This window comes from Flavobacterium sp. PL12 (genome assembly GCF_039123485.1).
GTDB classification, from domain to species: Bacteria; Bacteroidota; Bacteroidia; order Flavobacteriales; family Flavobacteriaceae; genus Flavobacterium; species Flavobacterium weaverense.
Map to the genome: position 1 here is coordinate 113608 of NZ_JBANDI010000005.1, position 15480 is coordinate 129087.

The window sequence follows — 15480 nt, forward strand, 5'->3', positions numbered from 1 at the left end:
AGTTGCAAAAATAATTATTTAAATTTTATAAAGGACTTGAATCGAGATATATTTTTTTTTGTTTATTTTAACGCGAAGAACGCGCTAATTTTCACTTAATAGCATATCAATTATTCTAGCCCAAATTAACCTTTGACGCTATAGATAGCGACAGAAAACGTTTTTACTCCAATCTTTTAAATATCTATTTTTATTATTAAACTTTGTATATTTGAATCTACAAAAACTTAATTTAAGCATTTCGATATTGAAATTCAAAAAACAAAGAGGTTAATAAGACACTTAATCAATCCCAAAAGGATTTGACAATCAAGTGTTTTTAAATTTCATAGTATTGTTAAGTACTTTTCGAGCAACAGAAAAATTGCATTCGATATAATTTCAATTGATATAAAAGTCAATTTACAAAAATCGTTTTAAAAAAGCTTCTTTTTACTTTAACATTAGTTAAAATAAAAAAATAATTTATAAAAATTCAGTTCTACTTAAAGAAAAGAACAATTAATACACAAGAAAATGTCACAAGATATAAAAGAATTAAAACTGGCAGTGCTAATTGATGCCGACAACGTTCCATACAGTAATGTAAAGGGAATGATGGAAGAAATAGCCAAATTTGGAACTCCAACTACTAAACGTATATATGCCGACTGGACTAAACCTAATGCTGGCGGTTGGAAAAGTGTTTTATTAGAACACGCTATTACTCCAATCCAACAATACAGCTACACTGTTGGGAAAAACTCTTCCGATTCTGCAATGATTATCGATGCAATGGATTTACTTTATTCTGATAAGGTAGATGGTTTTTGCATAGTTTCCAGCGATTCTGATTTTACACGTTTAGCCATTCGATTACGAGAATCAGGGATGAAAGTAATTGGAATTGGAGAACAAAAAACACCTAATTCATTCATCGTAGCATGTGATCGATTTATCTATATCGAAGTTTTAGATGGTGCTATTAAGAAGAAAGCTAAAAAGAAACTAACAACAGACACGAAGAAACCAGTAGAAAAACCAGTAGAAAAACCGGTAGAAAAATCACTGAATAAAATAGATACTAGCACAATAGAGTTGCTAGAAACTACTATCGAAGACATTTGTGACGACGACGGTTGGGCATTTTTAGGAGACGTTGGGAATTTTATTGTAAAAAGAAAACCGGAATTTGATCCTAGAAATTATGGCTTTACGAAATTAACTCCTATGTTAAAATCGTTAACTGATATCTTGGAAATAGACGAACGTGATTCTGATAAGAAAGGAATAAAACACGTTTATGTCCGTTTACGTTACAGTTAAACTAATTTTAAAATAGATTCGTATAAGATCTCTTTTTTAACTGGTTTTGAAAGATAGTCATTCATCCCTATTTCACTCACACGTTGTTTTGTACCTTCCATTACATCAGCTGTAATTGCGATAATAGGGATGTTTGTATTTGTAACTCCCGCCTCCCCATTTCTAATAGCAATTGTAGCTTCGTAACCGTCCATCACAGGCATTTGAAGATCCATTAATATAATATCAAAATGACTCTTTTTCAATAGCTCAATTGCTTCCTCGCCGTTATTAGCATAAGCTACCTCAGTATTTAGCCATTTTTTTGTAATCATTTTAATAACCATCTGATTGATAGGATTATCTTCAACAACTAAAATGATTTTGCCTTTCAAATCGCAGACGATTGGCGCCTGCTCGACAAGTACAACCTGCTCCTTTACTTCTACATCAAAATCTAACATTATTTCAAATGCGGTTCCTTTATTGATTTCGCTGGTCATTTTTATTGTTCCATTTTGCATATCGACTAATGTCTTTACGATATAAAGGCCTAATCCTAATCCGCCAAATTTCCTTTTGTTATCAATATTATTTTGCGAAAAAGAATCAAAAATACTATCAATTTTATTTTTTGGTATACCAATTCCAGAGTCAACAACTGTAAATTTCAAACTTGCTCTATTTTGCGCCTTCATTACACTATCAACAGTGAATTTCACTCCACCTTCTGATGTAAACTTAATAGCATTGTTTAAAACGTTATTGATAATTTGTGTCAATCGCGCTTCATCTCCAATGAGAAAATTTGGAACAGAATTCGACTTACTAAAATCGAAGCTAAGGCCTTTCTCAGCAGCAATATTACTGGCATTAAAATTCAGATTCTCCATAACTTTCAAAAAATCAAATGGCATCATTTCTAACTTCAATTCATCCTTTTCAATTTTTGAGAAATCTAAGATATCGTTTACTGAACTCAGTAAACTATTAGATGAATATTTAATAATCTGACATTTTTTAAGAATCTTTTCATCTTCGACTTCAGTGCTTATCGAATCAATTAAATTCATAATAGCGTTAAGTGGTGTTCTCAGTTCGTGACTGATATTAGACAAAAAGTATGATTTTAAATCATTCATTTCTTCAGATCGAATTAATGCCAAACGATTCAATTCATTTTTCTCATTTTTTAGATTTCTAATTAAGTTAGACATCGAAAGAGATAAGAAAATTACTTCTAATCCCGAACCTATTTTAGCGCTATACTTCGTGAAAAAATTATCAGGCAGAATTCCGAAATTGTATAATATAAAAATGGTAAAACCAATTATTAAGAATGAAATTCCAGTGGTAAAAAAAGGATCAATCGATTTTTTAGTATAATAAAGGTGACCGATCGAGAATATTATTAAAAGTAGAAATATTAAAGTTAGAACATTTACAAAGATATAAGATGCTAGAAGAAGCGATGGGAATAGAATGGTTATCAATAAAAGAGTGAACAATAATACGTAAGCAACATTAAATAAAGTATAGATATTTTTACTGTTATCCTTAATCTTCAAAAACAATTCACTGTACTTCCCTGATAGAAAAACTGCTACTATCGCAATAAATAGCACGGCATGATTTGAAAACCATCCTCCATTTGGCGTAACGAATTTAAAGAAAAATCCATCTAACGCAAATTGCAGCAGGCCCATGAAAAACACATATAAACTATAATACAAGAATACTTTCTCGCTCAAGGCCAAAAAGAAGAAGAAATAGACAATTGCAGCTAGAAGCAGAATCCCATAAAATATTCCAAAGAATAACTGCTCGTTAGCAATCATTTTTATAAAACTTTCTGATGAATATAAAATCATCGGAATTTTTATTGCTTCGCCATCACTTCTTAGGTGTATAAACAGCTGTTGACTCGATTGCGGAGCAATTTCGATCTTAAAAATAATTTTTCGATTATCAAAACTACGTTTGGAATACGGGATTAAGTCGCCACTTATTCTTTTTGTAATTATTACTGTAGCTTCATCAATAGTGTATAATTCGACAAGATCTGTCAAAGGCCTAGCTGTCTCTAGATAATATGATAACTTATTGTTGGTATTGTTTCTTAAGACTGTTTTTAACCAGAAATTATTTTGCGTAAAGCCTAAATCATCATTTTCAGTTTTAAGCTTCGAAGGATTTAAGGAGTTAAAGTTTGTAACTATATAATTGATATTCAAATCGCGATTAGCGACAATAACCATGATTGTATGGTTGTGTAACGAAATCCTATCAGGAACTTCATCGCTATTAAATACGTATTGGGAGTGCGTATTGGAGTAGAACAAAATAAAAAACAGCAATTTTAAAACTGAAGAAATCTGTTTGCGTCTTTTTTGATTCATTGGGGCGAATTATAATTAGGCAAATATTAATAGGTATTCTTATAAAATGCTGTTTGCGTTAGGTAATACAAACTTTAATATTTGTTAAATAAAAGCTATTATTTTTAAATAAACAGCGCAAAGACTTGAAATAATTAATATTCTTTCTATTTTAGAGGTTAAACAATTTTAGAAATGAGAAAAAACTTTTTTATATTCGGGATAGCTTTACTAATTATCACTTTCGCGATTTATCTTTTATTTGATGTAGGTCTTATATTTATGGCGGTTTTGGTAATTTTATTGTTAGTTGGTTATGCGAACAGCGTTCAACATAAACATGCGATTTTAAGAAACTTCCCAGTGCTGGGTTACTTTAGATATCTTTTTGAAATGATCGCTCCAGAAATTCAGCAATATTTCATTGAGCGAAACACTGATGGTAAGCCATTCTCTCGCAGTCAACGTAGTTTAGCGTATCAGCGTTCCAAAAATATTGATGCTACAACTCCTTTTGGAACTCAGTTAGACATTAATCAATCTTGTTATGAAGGAATCAAGCATTCCATATTTCCGGCAACAGTAAATGAAGAACTTCCGCGCGTTTTAGTTGGTGGACCGGATTGTAAACAACCGTACTCCGCTTCCTTATTAAATATTTCAGCAATGAGTTTTGGTTCTTTAAGTGAAAATGCAATCGTAGCTTTAAATAAAGGAGCACAAAAAGGAAATTTTTACCACAACACTGGGGAAGGAGGTTTAACGCAATTTCATCAACAAGGCGGTGACGTAACATGGCAAATAGGCACTGGTTATTTTGGTTGTCGTAACGCAGAAGGAGGATTTGATGCTGAAAAATTTGAACAAAAAGCAAATCTTCCCGAAGTAAAAATGATAGAAATCAAATTATCCCAAGGTGCTAAACCTGGGCATGGAGGTGTTTTACCTGCCACAAAAAATACGGAAGAAATTGCAAAAATAAGAGGTGTAGAACCGCACACAACTATTCTATCACCTCCCGGGCATTCTGCTTTTTCAGATACTAATGGTTTGATAACATTCATTTCTGAACTTCGCAGACTTTCTAACGGAAAACCAATTGGTTTTAAATTATGCATTGGTAAAACAACCGAATTTGAAGCTATTTGTGAAGCAATGGTGGCACAGAATTGCTACCCAGATTTTATAACAGTTGACGGTGCAGAAGGTGGAACTGGTGCTGCTCCATTAGAATTTAGTGATGGAGTTGGTATGCCATATGAACCTGCACTTATATTTGTAAATAAAACTTTAGTGTTTTATGGTATTAGAGATAAAATACGTGTTATATGTAGCGGTAAAATAATTTCTGGATATTCCATTTTAAAAGCAGTAGCATTAGGTGCAGACATGTGTAATAGTGCTCGTGGATTCATGTTTTCTTTAGGTTGTATACAAGCACTTCGATGCAATACTAATACTTGTCCAACGGGAGTTGCAACACAAGATAAGATGTTAATGAAAGGTTTAGTAGTAAGTGATAAATCAGAACGTGTTTTTCATTTTCATCGCAATACTTTACATGCGGCAAACGAACTCTTAGCTGCAGCAGGAAAGAGTAGTTTTGCTGACGTGGATATCAATATATTCATGCGTGGTGATGAGTTCACACATTTAGCAGACCTTTATTTCCCAGATAATTTAAAAAGTGTGACGAGGTATTAAAATCATGATTGTAGAATATCTCATCATTCTGCTATTACTGCCTTACTTCTATCATTTATTTAAAAAATGTATATTTGAAAAGTCAATCCTAAAAAACATATCATGCAACTGGTTTTCGCATCAAATAACAAAAATAAAATAAGAGAAGTTCAAAGTATGCTTCCTGAAACCATAAAAATTCTAAGTTTAGAGGACATCGGATGTTTTGAAGAAATTCCAGAAACAGCTGATACTATAGAAGGAAATGCAATTTTAAAAGCAGATTATGTGACTAAAAATTACGGTCATGATTGCTTTGCTGATGATACCGGTCTCGAAGTAAATAGTTTAGACGGAGCTCCAGGTGTTTTTTCAGCGCGATATGCTGGACTGCAATGTAATCCCGATGACAACATGAATAAACTATTACAAGCATTATCTCTTAAAAATGATAGAACTGCACGATTTAAAACTGTAGTTGCCTTAAATTTAGGGGGAAAACAAAAACTATTTACTGGTATTGCCGATGGTGAAATCACTTTAGAAAAGACCGGAACTGGAGGCTTTGGTTATGATCCAATTTTCAAACCTGCTGGTTACAATGAAACTTTTGCTGAAATTAGCGCTGAAATAAAAAATGAAATCAGTCATAGAGGAAAAGCAACTCACGAATTAATTAAATTTTTACAGGCTACGCAGTAATAACACCAAAATAGTAGTTTTTAGATTTATATTATAGTCTAAAAATGAATATTTAGCATTTTTCAATCTAAATAAAATTCCGTAATTCATAAATAGAAAGATAACAATCTGATAATCAAATCACAATAAATTAATAATTCTTAAAATAGCATTAGCATATATGAATAATTAACAGTAATTTTGCACCCTATTTTAAAAATACATATGAATAAATTTGAACAATTAGGATTGAGTGAATCGTTACTGAAGGCGATTTTAGATCTAGGATTTGAAAGTCCGACCGAAGTACAGGAGAAAGCGATTCCCCTATTATTGGAAAAAGATACAGATATGGTTGCGTTGGCTCAGACAGGGACAGGGAAAACGGCAGCATTTGGTTTTCCAGTTATCCAAAAAATTGATGCTAACAACAGAAACACACAAGCATTAATTTTATCTCCAACACGCGAACTTTGTTTGCAGATTACCAACGAAATTAAAAACTACTCTAAATACGAAAAAGGTATTAATGTGGTAGCAGTTTACGGTGGAGCTAGCATTACAGATCAAGCGAGAGACATAAAGAGAGGTGCACAAATTATTGTGGCAACTCCAGGAAGAATGCAAGATATGATTAATAGAGGATTGGTTAACATTTCTCAAATCAACTATTGTATTCTTGACGAAGCTGACGAAATGTTGAACATGGGTTTCTACGAAGATATCGTAAACATCCTTTCTACTACGCCAGACGACAAAAACACATGGTTATTCTCTGCAACAATGCCTGCTGAAGTAGCACGTATTGGAAAACAATTCATGAAAGATCCAATTGAAATTACAGTTGGAGCTAAAAATTCAGGTTCAGCTACAGTTTCTCACGAGTATTACTTAGTGAATGCACGTGATCGTTACGAAGCGTTGAAACGTTTAGCTGATGCTAATCCAGACATTTTCTCAGTAGTTTTTTGTAGAACAAAACGTGATACACAAGCTGTTGCTGAAAAATTAGTAGAAGACGGATATAGTGCTGCTGCATTGCACGGAGATTTATCTCAAGCGCAACGTGACGGTGTAATGAAATCTTTTAGAGGTCACCAAATCCAAATGCTTGTAGCTACTGACGTTGCTGCACGTGGAATTGACGTTGATAGCATTACTCACGTTGTAAACTACCAATTACCTGACGAAATCGAAACTTACAATCACCGCTCAGGTCGTACTGGTCGTGCTGGTAAATTAGGAACTTCTATTGTAATCGTTACTAAAAGTGAATTGCGCAAGATTTCTTCTATTGAAAGAATCATCAAGCAAAAATTCGAAGAAAAAACAATTCCTTCTGGAATTGAAATCTGCGAAATTCAATTATTGCACTTAGCTACTAAAATTAAAGATACAGAAGTTGATCACGAAATCGACAACTACTTACCTGCTATTAATAGCGTTCTTGAAGACTTGTCAAAAGAAGAATTGATTAAGAAAATGGTTTCAGTTGAATTTAACCGTTTTATCAATTATTATAAGAAAACAAGAGATATTTCTACTCAATCTGGCGAAAGACGCGAGCGTGATGATAGAGATGGTGCTCCAAGAGAAAACAACAATGGTGGTGCAACAAGATATTTCGTGAACATAGGTTCTAGAGATAACTTCGATTGGATGTCATTAAAAGATTACTTGAAAGAAACATTAGACTTAGGTCGTGATGACGTTTTCAAAGTGGATGTAAAAGAAGGATTCTCTTTCTTTAATACAGATCCTGAACATACTGATAAAGTAATGGAAGTTTTGAATAACGTTCAATTAGAAGGACGTAGAATCAATGTTGAAATTTCTAAAAATGATGGTGGCGGAAGACGTGACCATAATGGAAGAAGCTCAGGTGGAAGTTTTGGTGGTGGAAGAAGTTCTGCTCCAAGAAGAGAAGGAAGTTTTGCTCCAAGAAGAGAAGGTTCTTCAGGTGGCGGATTTAGAAGCGATAGAAATTCAGCTCCAAGAGAAGGTGGTTTCGGTCCTAGAAGAGAAGGTGGATTTACATCTGACAGACCTAGAACTGAAGGTTCATCTGATAGAGCACCTAGACGCTCTGAAAGCTTTGGTGATTCACCAAGACCAAGAAGACCAAGAAGAGACTAACATTCATTGTTAATCTTCTTATAATTATATAAGGAAACTACAAAATATTCAATCTTGATTTATTACTTTTAAAGTTTTAAATTAACATATGAAACATTTTGTAGTTTTCTTTTTTTTAGTCCTATCTATAACTGCAATTGCGCAAGTTAAAGAGCCTTCACAGAAAGTTAATGGTATAATTATTAGTAATACTACCCGGGAACCCTTAGTAGGCGTTAATATAATTAATGTCAACAAAGTAAGAGGTGCCACTACTGATTTAGGAGGTTACTTTGAACTAGATGTTCAAGTAAATGACACGCTACACATAACTAGCTTAGGATTCCAATCGTTACGCGTGCGCGTTACTAATGACTGGATAAAAAACAAAAGCACAAAAATCCAACTAACAGAAAAAGCAATTGCACTTGAAGAAGTTGTAATTCGACCATTCAACTTAACTGGTTATCTAGAAGTTGACACTAAAATCATTCCTATCAAAGAAAACTTTAGATATAGTATTTCTGGACTTACTCAAGGTTATGAAGCTGGTGAATATTCTCCTAACGCATTTGGAAGAGTCCTAGGATCAATTTTTAATCCTGCAGACGTTCTCTACAATTTCTTTGGTAAAAACCCTAAAGAATTGAAGAAATTAAAGGAGATGAAAAAGGATGACACCGTTAGAAATCTTTTAGAATCTAAATTTGATAGAGAGATGATTGCTGTTCTATTAGGAGTTGAAAAAAATGAAATAGCTGAAATTTTACAACGTTGTAACTATTCTGAATCATTTATTCAAACGGCAAATGACTTGCAGATAATGGATGCGATAAGCGGATGTTACGAAGAATACAAAATTCTAAAGAAGAAATAAAAGTAAATAAAATTTAAAACTATCTAATTCGAAATTTTAAATATACATCCTCAATTACTAAAGTAGTTGGGGATTTTTTTAAACTTTTTATTGATTCGAAATCAAAAAAAATTACATATATTTACTTACAATAATTAAACCTAATTTTAAATATCTAGATCATGGCAAAAAGTCAAGACGCAAAGAAAGTTGCGAAAAAAGAGCCTTTAAAAACAGCAAAGGAAAAGAAAGAAGAAAAAAGAGATAAGAAAAACGCACCAAAAAGAGATTAGGTACGAATAAAAAAAAGGCTATTAAAATTATTTTAATAGCCTTTTTTAGATTTCAAAAAGAAATTTATCTTGAATAATTTGGAGCTTCTTTTGTAATAGTCACATTATGAGGATGACTTTCATTAATTCCACTGGCAGTAATTCTAACAAAACGTCCAGTCTCTTGCAAAGTTGGAATGTCTTTTGAACCACAATAACCCATTCCTGCACGAAGACCACCAATAAACTGTTGCATACTCTCGTTTAATTCGCCTTTGTATGGCACACGACCTACAATTCCTTCTGGAACTAATTTCTTAACATCATCTTCAACATCTTGAAAGTAGCGATCCTTCGAACCTTCTTGCATCGCTTCAACAGAACCCATTCCTCGATAAGACTTGAATTTTCTTCCTTCGAATATAATAGTCTCTCCAGGAGATTCCATTGTACCTGCAAGCAATGATCCTAGCATAACACAGTCAGCACCCGCTGCAATTGCTTTAGGAATGTCACCTGTGTAACGTATTCCACCATCAGCAATTACGGGAACACCTGTTCCTCTTATAGCCGCAGCTACTTCAAGTACAGCAGAAAATTGTGGAAATCCTACACCAGCGACAATACGAGTTGTACATATTGAGCCTGGACCAATACCTACTTTTACACCATCAGCACCATTTTCAACTAAATATTTAGCCGCTTCTGGAGTAGCAATATTACCTACTATAACATCTAATTCTGGAAATTTAGCTTTTACCGCTTTTAATACATCTACAACACCTTTTGTATGTCCGTGAGCTGTATCAATGATTACAGCATCAACTCCAGCGTTTACTAAAGCAGTTGCTCTTTCTACCGCATCAGCAGTAACACCTAAGGCAGCAGCTACTCTTAAACGTCCAAATTTATCTTTATTTGCGTTTGGTTTTTGAGTCAATTTAGTAATATCTCTGAATGTAATTAAACCAACCAATTCATACTTGTCATTTACAACTGGTAATTTTTCAATTTTATGTCCTTGTAAAACAATTTCTGCTTGCTCTAGAGAAGTACCTTCTGGAACGGTCACTAAATTTTCAGTAGTCATAACCTCAACAATAGCTCTTGCGCCATTTTTTTCAAAACGCAAATCTCTATTAGTTACAATACCTTTTAGAATTTTATTTTCATCTACAATTGGAATACCGCCAATACCATATTCCTTCATAGCATTTTTAGCATCTGCAACTGTAGAAGTCAACGGTAAAGTTACAGGATCGATAATCATTCCTGACTCAGCACGTTTTACTTTTCTAACTTTAGCAGCCTGCTGCTCAATAGTCATATTTTTATGCAAAACACCAATTCCTCCCTCTTGCGCCATAGCTATTGCCATAGAACTTTGAGTCACTGTGTCCATAGCAGCGGATACTATAGGAACATTAAGCGTTATATTTCTTGAAAATTTTGATTTGATACTCACTTCGCGTGGAAGCACATTTGAGTAATTTGGAACTAATAAAACATCATCGTAAGTTAATCCTTCACCGATAATTTTAGAGTTGTGTGCGATCATTGCAATTGTAGTTGGAGTTTAATTGCGTGCAAATATACATAATCTTAAGTAAAAAAACAGAGTTCTTGCAGAATAAATAATTAAATTGCGGTTCAAACTCAATTCTTTGAGGTAAAAGCATTAATTAGTTTCCTTTAAATAATCCATAATTATTTACGTATGATAGAATCTGAAACTGATTTGAAAGGTCTTTCTACTGAAGATGTATTACAATCTAGAACATCATTTGGTGCCAATACTATAGATCACGCGAAAAAAAATATCTTTCTAAATTCAGTTAAAGAAATGGTGGTTGAACCTATGTTCTTACTACTGTTAACAGCGACAAGTATTTACTTTATAACTGGTGATTATGGAAATGGTATTTTCATGGCTGCCGCAATTCTATTAGTCTCTGCTATATCACTTTACCAAGAGTCAAAAAGTAGATCAGCTGTCAACGCTTTAAAAAAGCTATCGCAACCTAAAAGTAAAGTGATTCGTAACGGCGAGACCTTAAATATAGTAAGCGAAGAGATAGTAGTTGGAGATTTACTACAATGTGAAGAAGGAACCTTTATTCCTGCTGATGGAATAATTATCAAATCCAACGACTTTGCTGTAAATGAATCCGTATTAACGGGAGAATCAATGGCGATACTTAAAAGTGAGTCGTCAACTATAAAAACTGTTTTTCTTGGAACTATTGTAACAAGTGGCTTAGCAATTTGTAAAGTAACCGCTGTTGGAAACAAAACTGAGCTTGGAAAAATAGGGAAAAGCTTAGAAAGCATTGTAGAGGAAAAAACTCCTTTACAAGTACAAATGGGGAACTTCGTAAAAAAAATGTCATTAGTTGGTTTAGTGATTTTTGCATTTGTGTGGGCAATAAATTATTACAATTCAAATGAAGTTTTAGACAGCCTGCTAAAAGCATTGACTCTTGCCATGAGTATTATTCCAGAAGAAATCCCCGTGGCTTTTACCACTTTCATGGCGCTTGGTTCTTGGCGATTATTGAAAATGGGAATTATTGTAAAGCAAACAAAGACTGTTGAAACTTTAGGTAGTGCCACGGTTATTTGTACAGACAAAACAGGAACTATTACTGAGAACAAAATGAGTTTAGCGCAATGTTACACTTTATCTGACAACAGTATAAATGATAATTTTTCTGAGAATAGTACTATTGAACTATTGACAATCGCAATGTGGGCAAGTGAGCCAATTCCTTTCGACCCTATGGAAATTGCTTTACATGATGCCTATTCAAAATTGAATATTGCAGATGAACGTCCTAACTTTAAATTAGTTCACGAATACCCATTATCAGGAAAACCGCCGATGATGACTCACGTTTTCGAAAATAAAAATGGAAAACGAATTATAGCTGCTAAAGGTGCAACCGAAGCATTGATAGCGACTTCAAATTTGTCCTCAGAAGAGAAAGTGCAGGTTTTATCTGCAATGAAAAAAATGGCGTTACAAGGTTATCGCGTTCTAGGTGTTGGACTTACTCCATTTTCAGGTAATACTTATCCTGTAAAACAGCAAGACTTTTCATTTGAATTTAAAGGATTAGTAGCTTTTTATGATCCTCCAAAAGCGAATATAAAAGCTACTTTTGAAACCTTGTACGATGCTGGAATTCAATTAAAAATTGTAACCGGTGATAATGCCGAAACTACTGCAACAATTGCGAAGCAAATAGGTTTTAGAAACGCAGACAAAACATTGAATGGAGATGAATTAATGGCAATGGATGAGGAAACTCTTAAAGCACGCGTCATGGAAACTGCCATTTTTACAAGAATGTTTCCTGAAGCCAAACTAAAAATTATTAAAGCTTTAAAAGATAATAATCAAATCGTTGCTATGACTGGTGATGGTGTGAATGATGGACCCGCTTTGAAATCAGCACACATAGGAATTGCAATGGGAAAAAAGGGAACTGAAATTGCTAAACAAGCGGCTAATCTAATCCTTGTCGATGATGATTTTTCTAAAATGATCGACGCTATCGCCATGGGAAGAAAAATTTACAGCAACTTAAAAAAAGCGATACAGTATATCATTTCAATACATATTCCCATCATATTGATTGTGTTCATTCCGCTCGCCTTAGGATGGATTTATCCTAATATATTTTCTCCGGTACATGTAATATTTCTTGAGATAATTATGGGGCCAACGTGTTCCATTATTTACGAAAACGAACCTATGGAACGAAATTTAATGCAAGTACAACCACGCCCTTTTACAAATACTTTTTTTAAATTAAAAGAAATTACAATCAGCATAGTTCAAGGAATAGTTATTACAATAGGACTATTATTTGTTTATCAATACTGCCTTTACAGCAACTCTTCTGAAAGTACTACTAGAACTTTAGTTTTCTTAACATTGATTTCTTCAAATATCTTTCTAACGTTGACAAATCGTTCCTTCTATTATTCTGTACTGACTACTTTGAAATACAAAAACAATTTAGTCTTCATTATTATAAGCGCAACAGTTTTACTTACCGCAGCTTTATTGTTCGTACCTTTATTTGCAAGCTTTTTTGAGTTCGAAAGAGTTTCTGCTTCCCAAATAGTTTTGAGCGTTTTAGTTGGTTTTATTTCTGTTTTATGGATAGAAATATATAAAGCATTTAAAAGAAGAAAAGTACATTATAATAAATAATTTTTATTTTTTTGTTTTCCGTATTATGACATTAAGTCCTAATTGAAAGGAAAGACTATTTGCTTTACTTGCATCATGATATTCCAAAAGATTATCAGCAAGAACATATAAATTTACAGGTCCAAAGTGACTTGATAATCCTAATCCAATATTTTTATAAGAATACGAATCTAGAGTGTAGGTTGCTTTCAGTTGTAAAGACTTAAACAATTTTCTTCTATAATAAGTCGTAAAAGCTACTAGAGGAGTTCTCGGTGTTGTCATCATAAACAACTGTGCTCCTACTGCGCTTTTAAAAGTCGTTTCAGAATTATAATCCAAACAATCGCAATCCTCAGGTCTTTCTTCGTTAAAAGAAAACTGAACTGAACCATTAAACTTAATAGGACGCCATGTTGTGTAGTTATTATATAAAGTATCTAAAGGTATAGCTTCTTTAAATTCTTCATAAGCGTTTTCAATCGATTCGCCGGAACTGAATTTTGGAATCACTCCTTTATAATTGTAAATACCTTTTAAAGATAAACTCTCAACTTCTTTCGAATGTCTTATAAAACCAATGTCCAAAACGCTAGCAGTAAGTTGTATGTTTTTCTTTGGATAATAAGTAAAACCAGCGTCAAACCCGAGTCCTAAATTACCGCTTAAAAAGGCTCTTTTAGTTATGTCTTTGACAACATTAGAATCATCATTTTTATCATCATATTTAGCAATTCCCGAAGTGTTTAGCTGTAATTGAGAATACATTACTTGCTCATAAACTCCTAGAGATGATGGAATCGTGTAAATATAGCCAGAGTTAGAAGTAGAAGTAGCATTGTAAATACTTGAATAGATCTTTCCTCTAAAACCTGCAATAAGTTTTTCATTGATATTTTTATGAAAGCCAATATGAAATACAGATAACATTTCTGCCTTAACATTTAAATCTTCCAAATTAAAAACTTTACCTAAGTAATCTCTATTTCCATCTAATGCTAAAATAGCAAAGTCTTTTGGGACATAACTCAATGCGTCCAATTCCTGATACATACCAAAGGAAATATGAGAATCGCCCTTTTCTCCAGCAATTTTAAAACCACCATTAAAAATCTCTAATTGTTGATTTACCGACAGTTTATCATTTCTGCTGGCGGAAAATACTACAGCTTTTAACTTCTTATCAAAGTCGATTCCATTATCGGCGAATAAATCGTAAGCAGAGAAGCCGCTTGATGCCGCATTAGCAGAAATACCAGAAATTAGTGGGATACCAAAATACCAGTCATATTTAAAATCAGATCCTGGGTTAGTGAGTAACGACTGCGGAACTGAAGTGAAATTATATAAGATTTGCTTATTCTGCGAAAAGCAATTGAGAGCAAGTAACAATGCTAAAATTACTATAGACTTTCTCATTCTACTACTAAATAAGCTGTGAGCCCTGATTTCATTTTAAGCGTACCTTGATTGACAGAAATACTCGTAGATTGAAGGGATTGATTGAGATTAAAAATAATTTTAGTAGTTTCTTTTAACTATTCAAGTGAAGAGCCAACTATGATATCAGTTATTGGGATTTTATTTTCTCCAAAGATATATGCTGGAATCGATAGACTTTGTGAGTAGACAATATCATCATTCTTATTTAAAAAAGAAAGACCAACAACATATGCACGATTGATAGTGTTTGAAAGTTCGAAGTAAAGCTCCACTTTTTTTAATCGACGTCTAAAAAAAGAATCATTGAATAATTCAATTGTTGTTTCTTCACTAAAACTAGTTTGTTGTATTCCACTGCCTGCGAAATCTTTTGAATCGATTTCAAAAGAGCCTAAGTTTGTAATAATAACAGGTTCTATCTTTAAATCGTTAGCCTGACTGAAATCTAAATCACTAGAGCACGAATAAGCAAAGAAGGAAAGCAATGCTACTAAAAATAGATTTGAACTTCTTACTATCATACTATTCTAATTAAAAGAGGAGTTGCAAGCAAAATATTAAATACGT

At 33.2% G+C, this 15480-nt stretch carries 10 protein-coding genes; 6 read left to right on the forward strand and 4 right to left on the reverse strand.

The annotated features are described in order from the left end of the window. Positions 1 to 516: 516 nt before the first annotated feature. The gene (locus tag RCH19_RS04075; protein ID WP_121925617.1) at positions 517 to 1305 is read left to right on the forward strand and encodes an NYN domain-containing protein; all 789 of its coding nucleotides are present in this window, start codon (positions 517 to 519) and stop codon (positions 1303 to 1305) included. On the opposite strand, the gene RCH19_RS04080 is transcribed toward RCH19_RS04075, so the two are convergent. Beyond that, positions 1302 to 3683, reverse strand: coding sequence for a 7TM diverse intracellular signaling domain-containing protein (locus RCH19_RS04080; protein WP_343022150.1), 2382 nt, complete (start codon positions 3681 to 3683; stop codon positions 1302 to 1304). The genes RCH19_RS04075 and RCH19_RS04080 overlap by 4 nt on opposite strands. A gap of 174 nt (positions 3684 to 3857) precedes the next feature. On the opposite strand from RCH19_RS04080, the gene RCH19_RS04085 reads away from it, so the two are divergent. The 4 genes from RCH19_RS04085 to RCH19_RS04100 all read left to right on the forward strand — a co-directional run bounded on the left by RCH19_RS04085 (position 3858) and on the right by RCH19_RS04100 (position 9018). Then, positions 3858 to 5366 carry an FMN-binding glutamate synthase family protein gene (locus RCH19_RS04085; protein WP_343022151.1) on the forward strand — a complete coding sequence of 503 codons (1509 nt, stop codon included), beginning with the start codon at positions 3858 to 3860 and terminating at the stop codon, positions 5364 to 5366. A 102-nt stretch (positions 5367 to 5468) separates the two neighbouring features. Further along, entirely contained in the window at positions 5469 to 6047 is a 579-nt protein-coding gene (locus RCH19_RS04090; protein ID WP_343022152.1) for a non-canonical purine NTP diphosphatase, read from the forward strand. 204 nt (positions 6048 to 6251) lie between these two features. Then, positions 6252 to 8162 (forward strand): DEAD/DEAH box helicase, encoded by a 1911-nt coding sequence (locus tag RCH19_RS04095; protein ID WP_343022153.1) that lies wholly within the window; start codon positions 6252 to 6254, stop codon positions 8160 to 8162. 88 nt (positions 8163 to 8250) lie between these two features. Further along, on the forward strand, positions 8251 to 9018 hold the full coding sequence (locus RCH19_RS04100) for a carboxypeptidase-like regulatory domain-containing protein (RefSeq protein ID WP_343022154.1): 768 nt from the start codon (positions 8251 to 8253) through the stop codon (positions 9016 to 9018). A gap of 336 nt (positions 9019 to 9354) precedes the next feature. Here the strand turns inward: RCH19_RS04100 and guaB are convergent, their stop codons facing one another. Beyond that, entirely contained in the window at positions 9355 to 10827 is a 1473-nt protein-coding gene (gene guaB, locus RCH19_RS04105) for an IMP dehydrogenase (RefSeq protein WP_121925624.1), read from the reverse strand. A 159-nt stretch (positions 10828 to 10986) separates the two neighbouring features. Here guaB and RCH19_RS04110 point away from each other — a divergent pair, with 159 nt between their 5' ends. Next, a complete protein-coding gene (locus tag RCH19_RS04110; protein ID WP_343022155.1) occupies positions 10987 to 13491 on the forward strand; it encodes a cation-translocating P-type ATPase in 2505 nt (834 codons plus the stop codon). Between the two features lie 3 nt (positions 13492 to 13494). Here the strand turns inward: RCH19_RS04110 and RCH19_RS04115 are convergent, their stop codons facing one another. Continuing rightward, positions 13495 to 14889 carry a DUF5723 family protein gene (locus tag RCH19_RS04115; RefSeq protein WP_343022156.1) on the reverse strand — a complete coding sequence of 465 codons (1395 nt, stop codon included), beginning with the start codon at positions 14887 to 14889 and terminating at the stop codon, positions 13495 to 13497. 119 nt (positions 14890 to 15008) lie between these two features. Next, positions 15009 to 15434 carry a hypothetical protein gene (locus tag RCH19_RS04120; RefSeq protein ID WP_343022157.1) on the reverse strand — a complete coding sequence of 142 codons (426 nt, stop codon included), beginning with the start codon at positions 15432 to 15434 and terminating at the stop codon, positions 15009 to 15011. Positions 15435 to 15480: the final 46 nt, after the last annotated feature.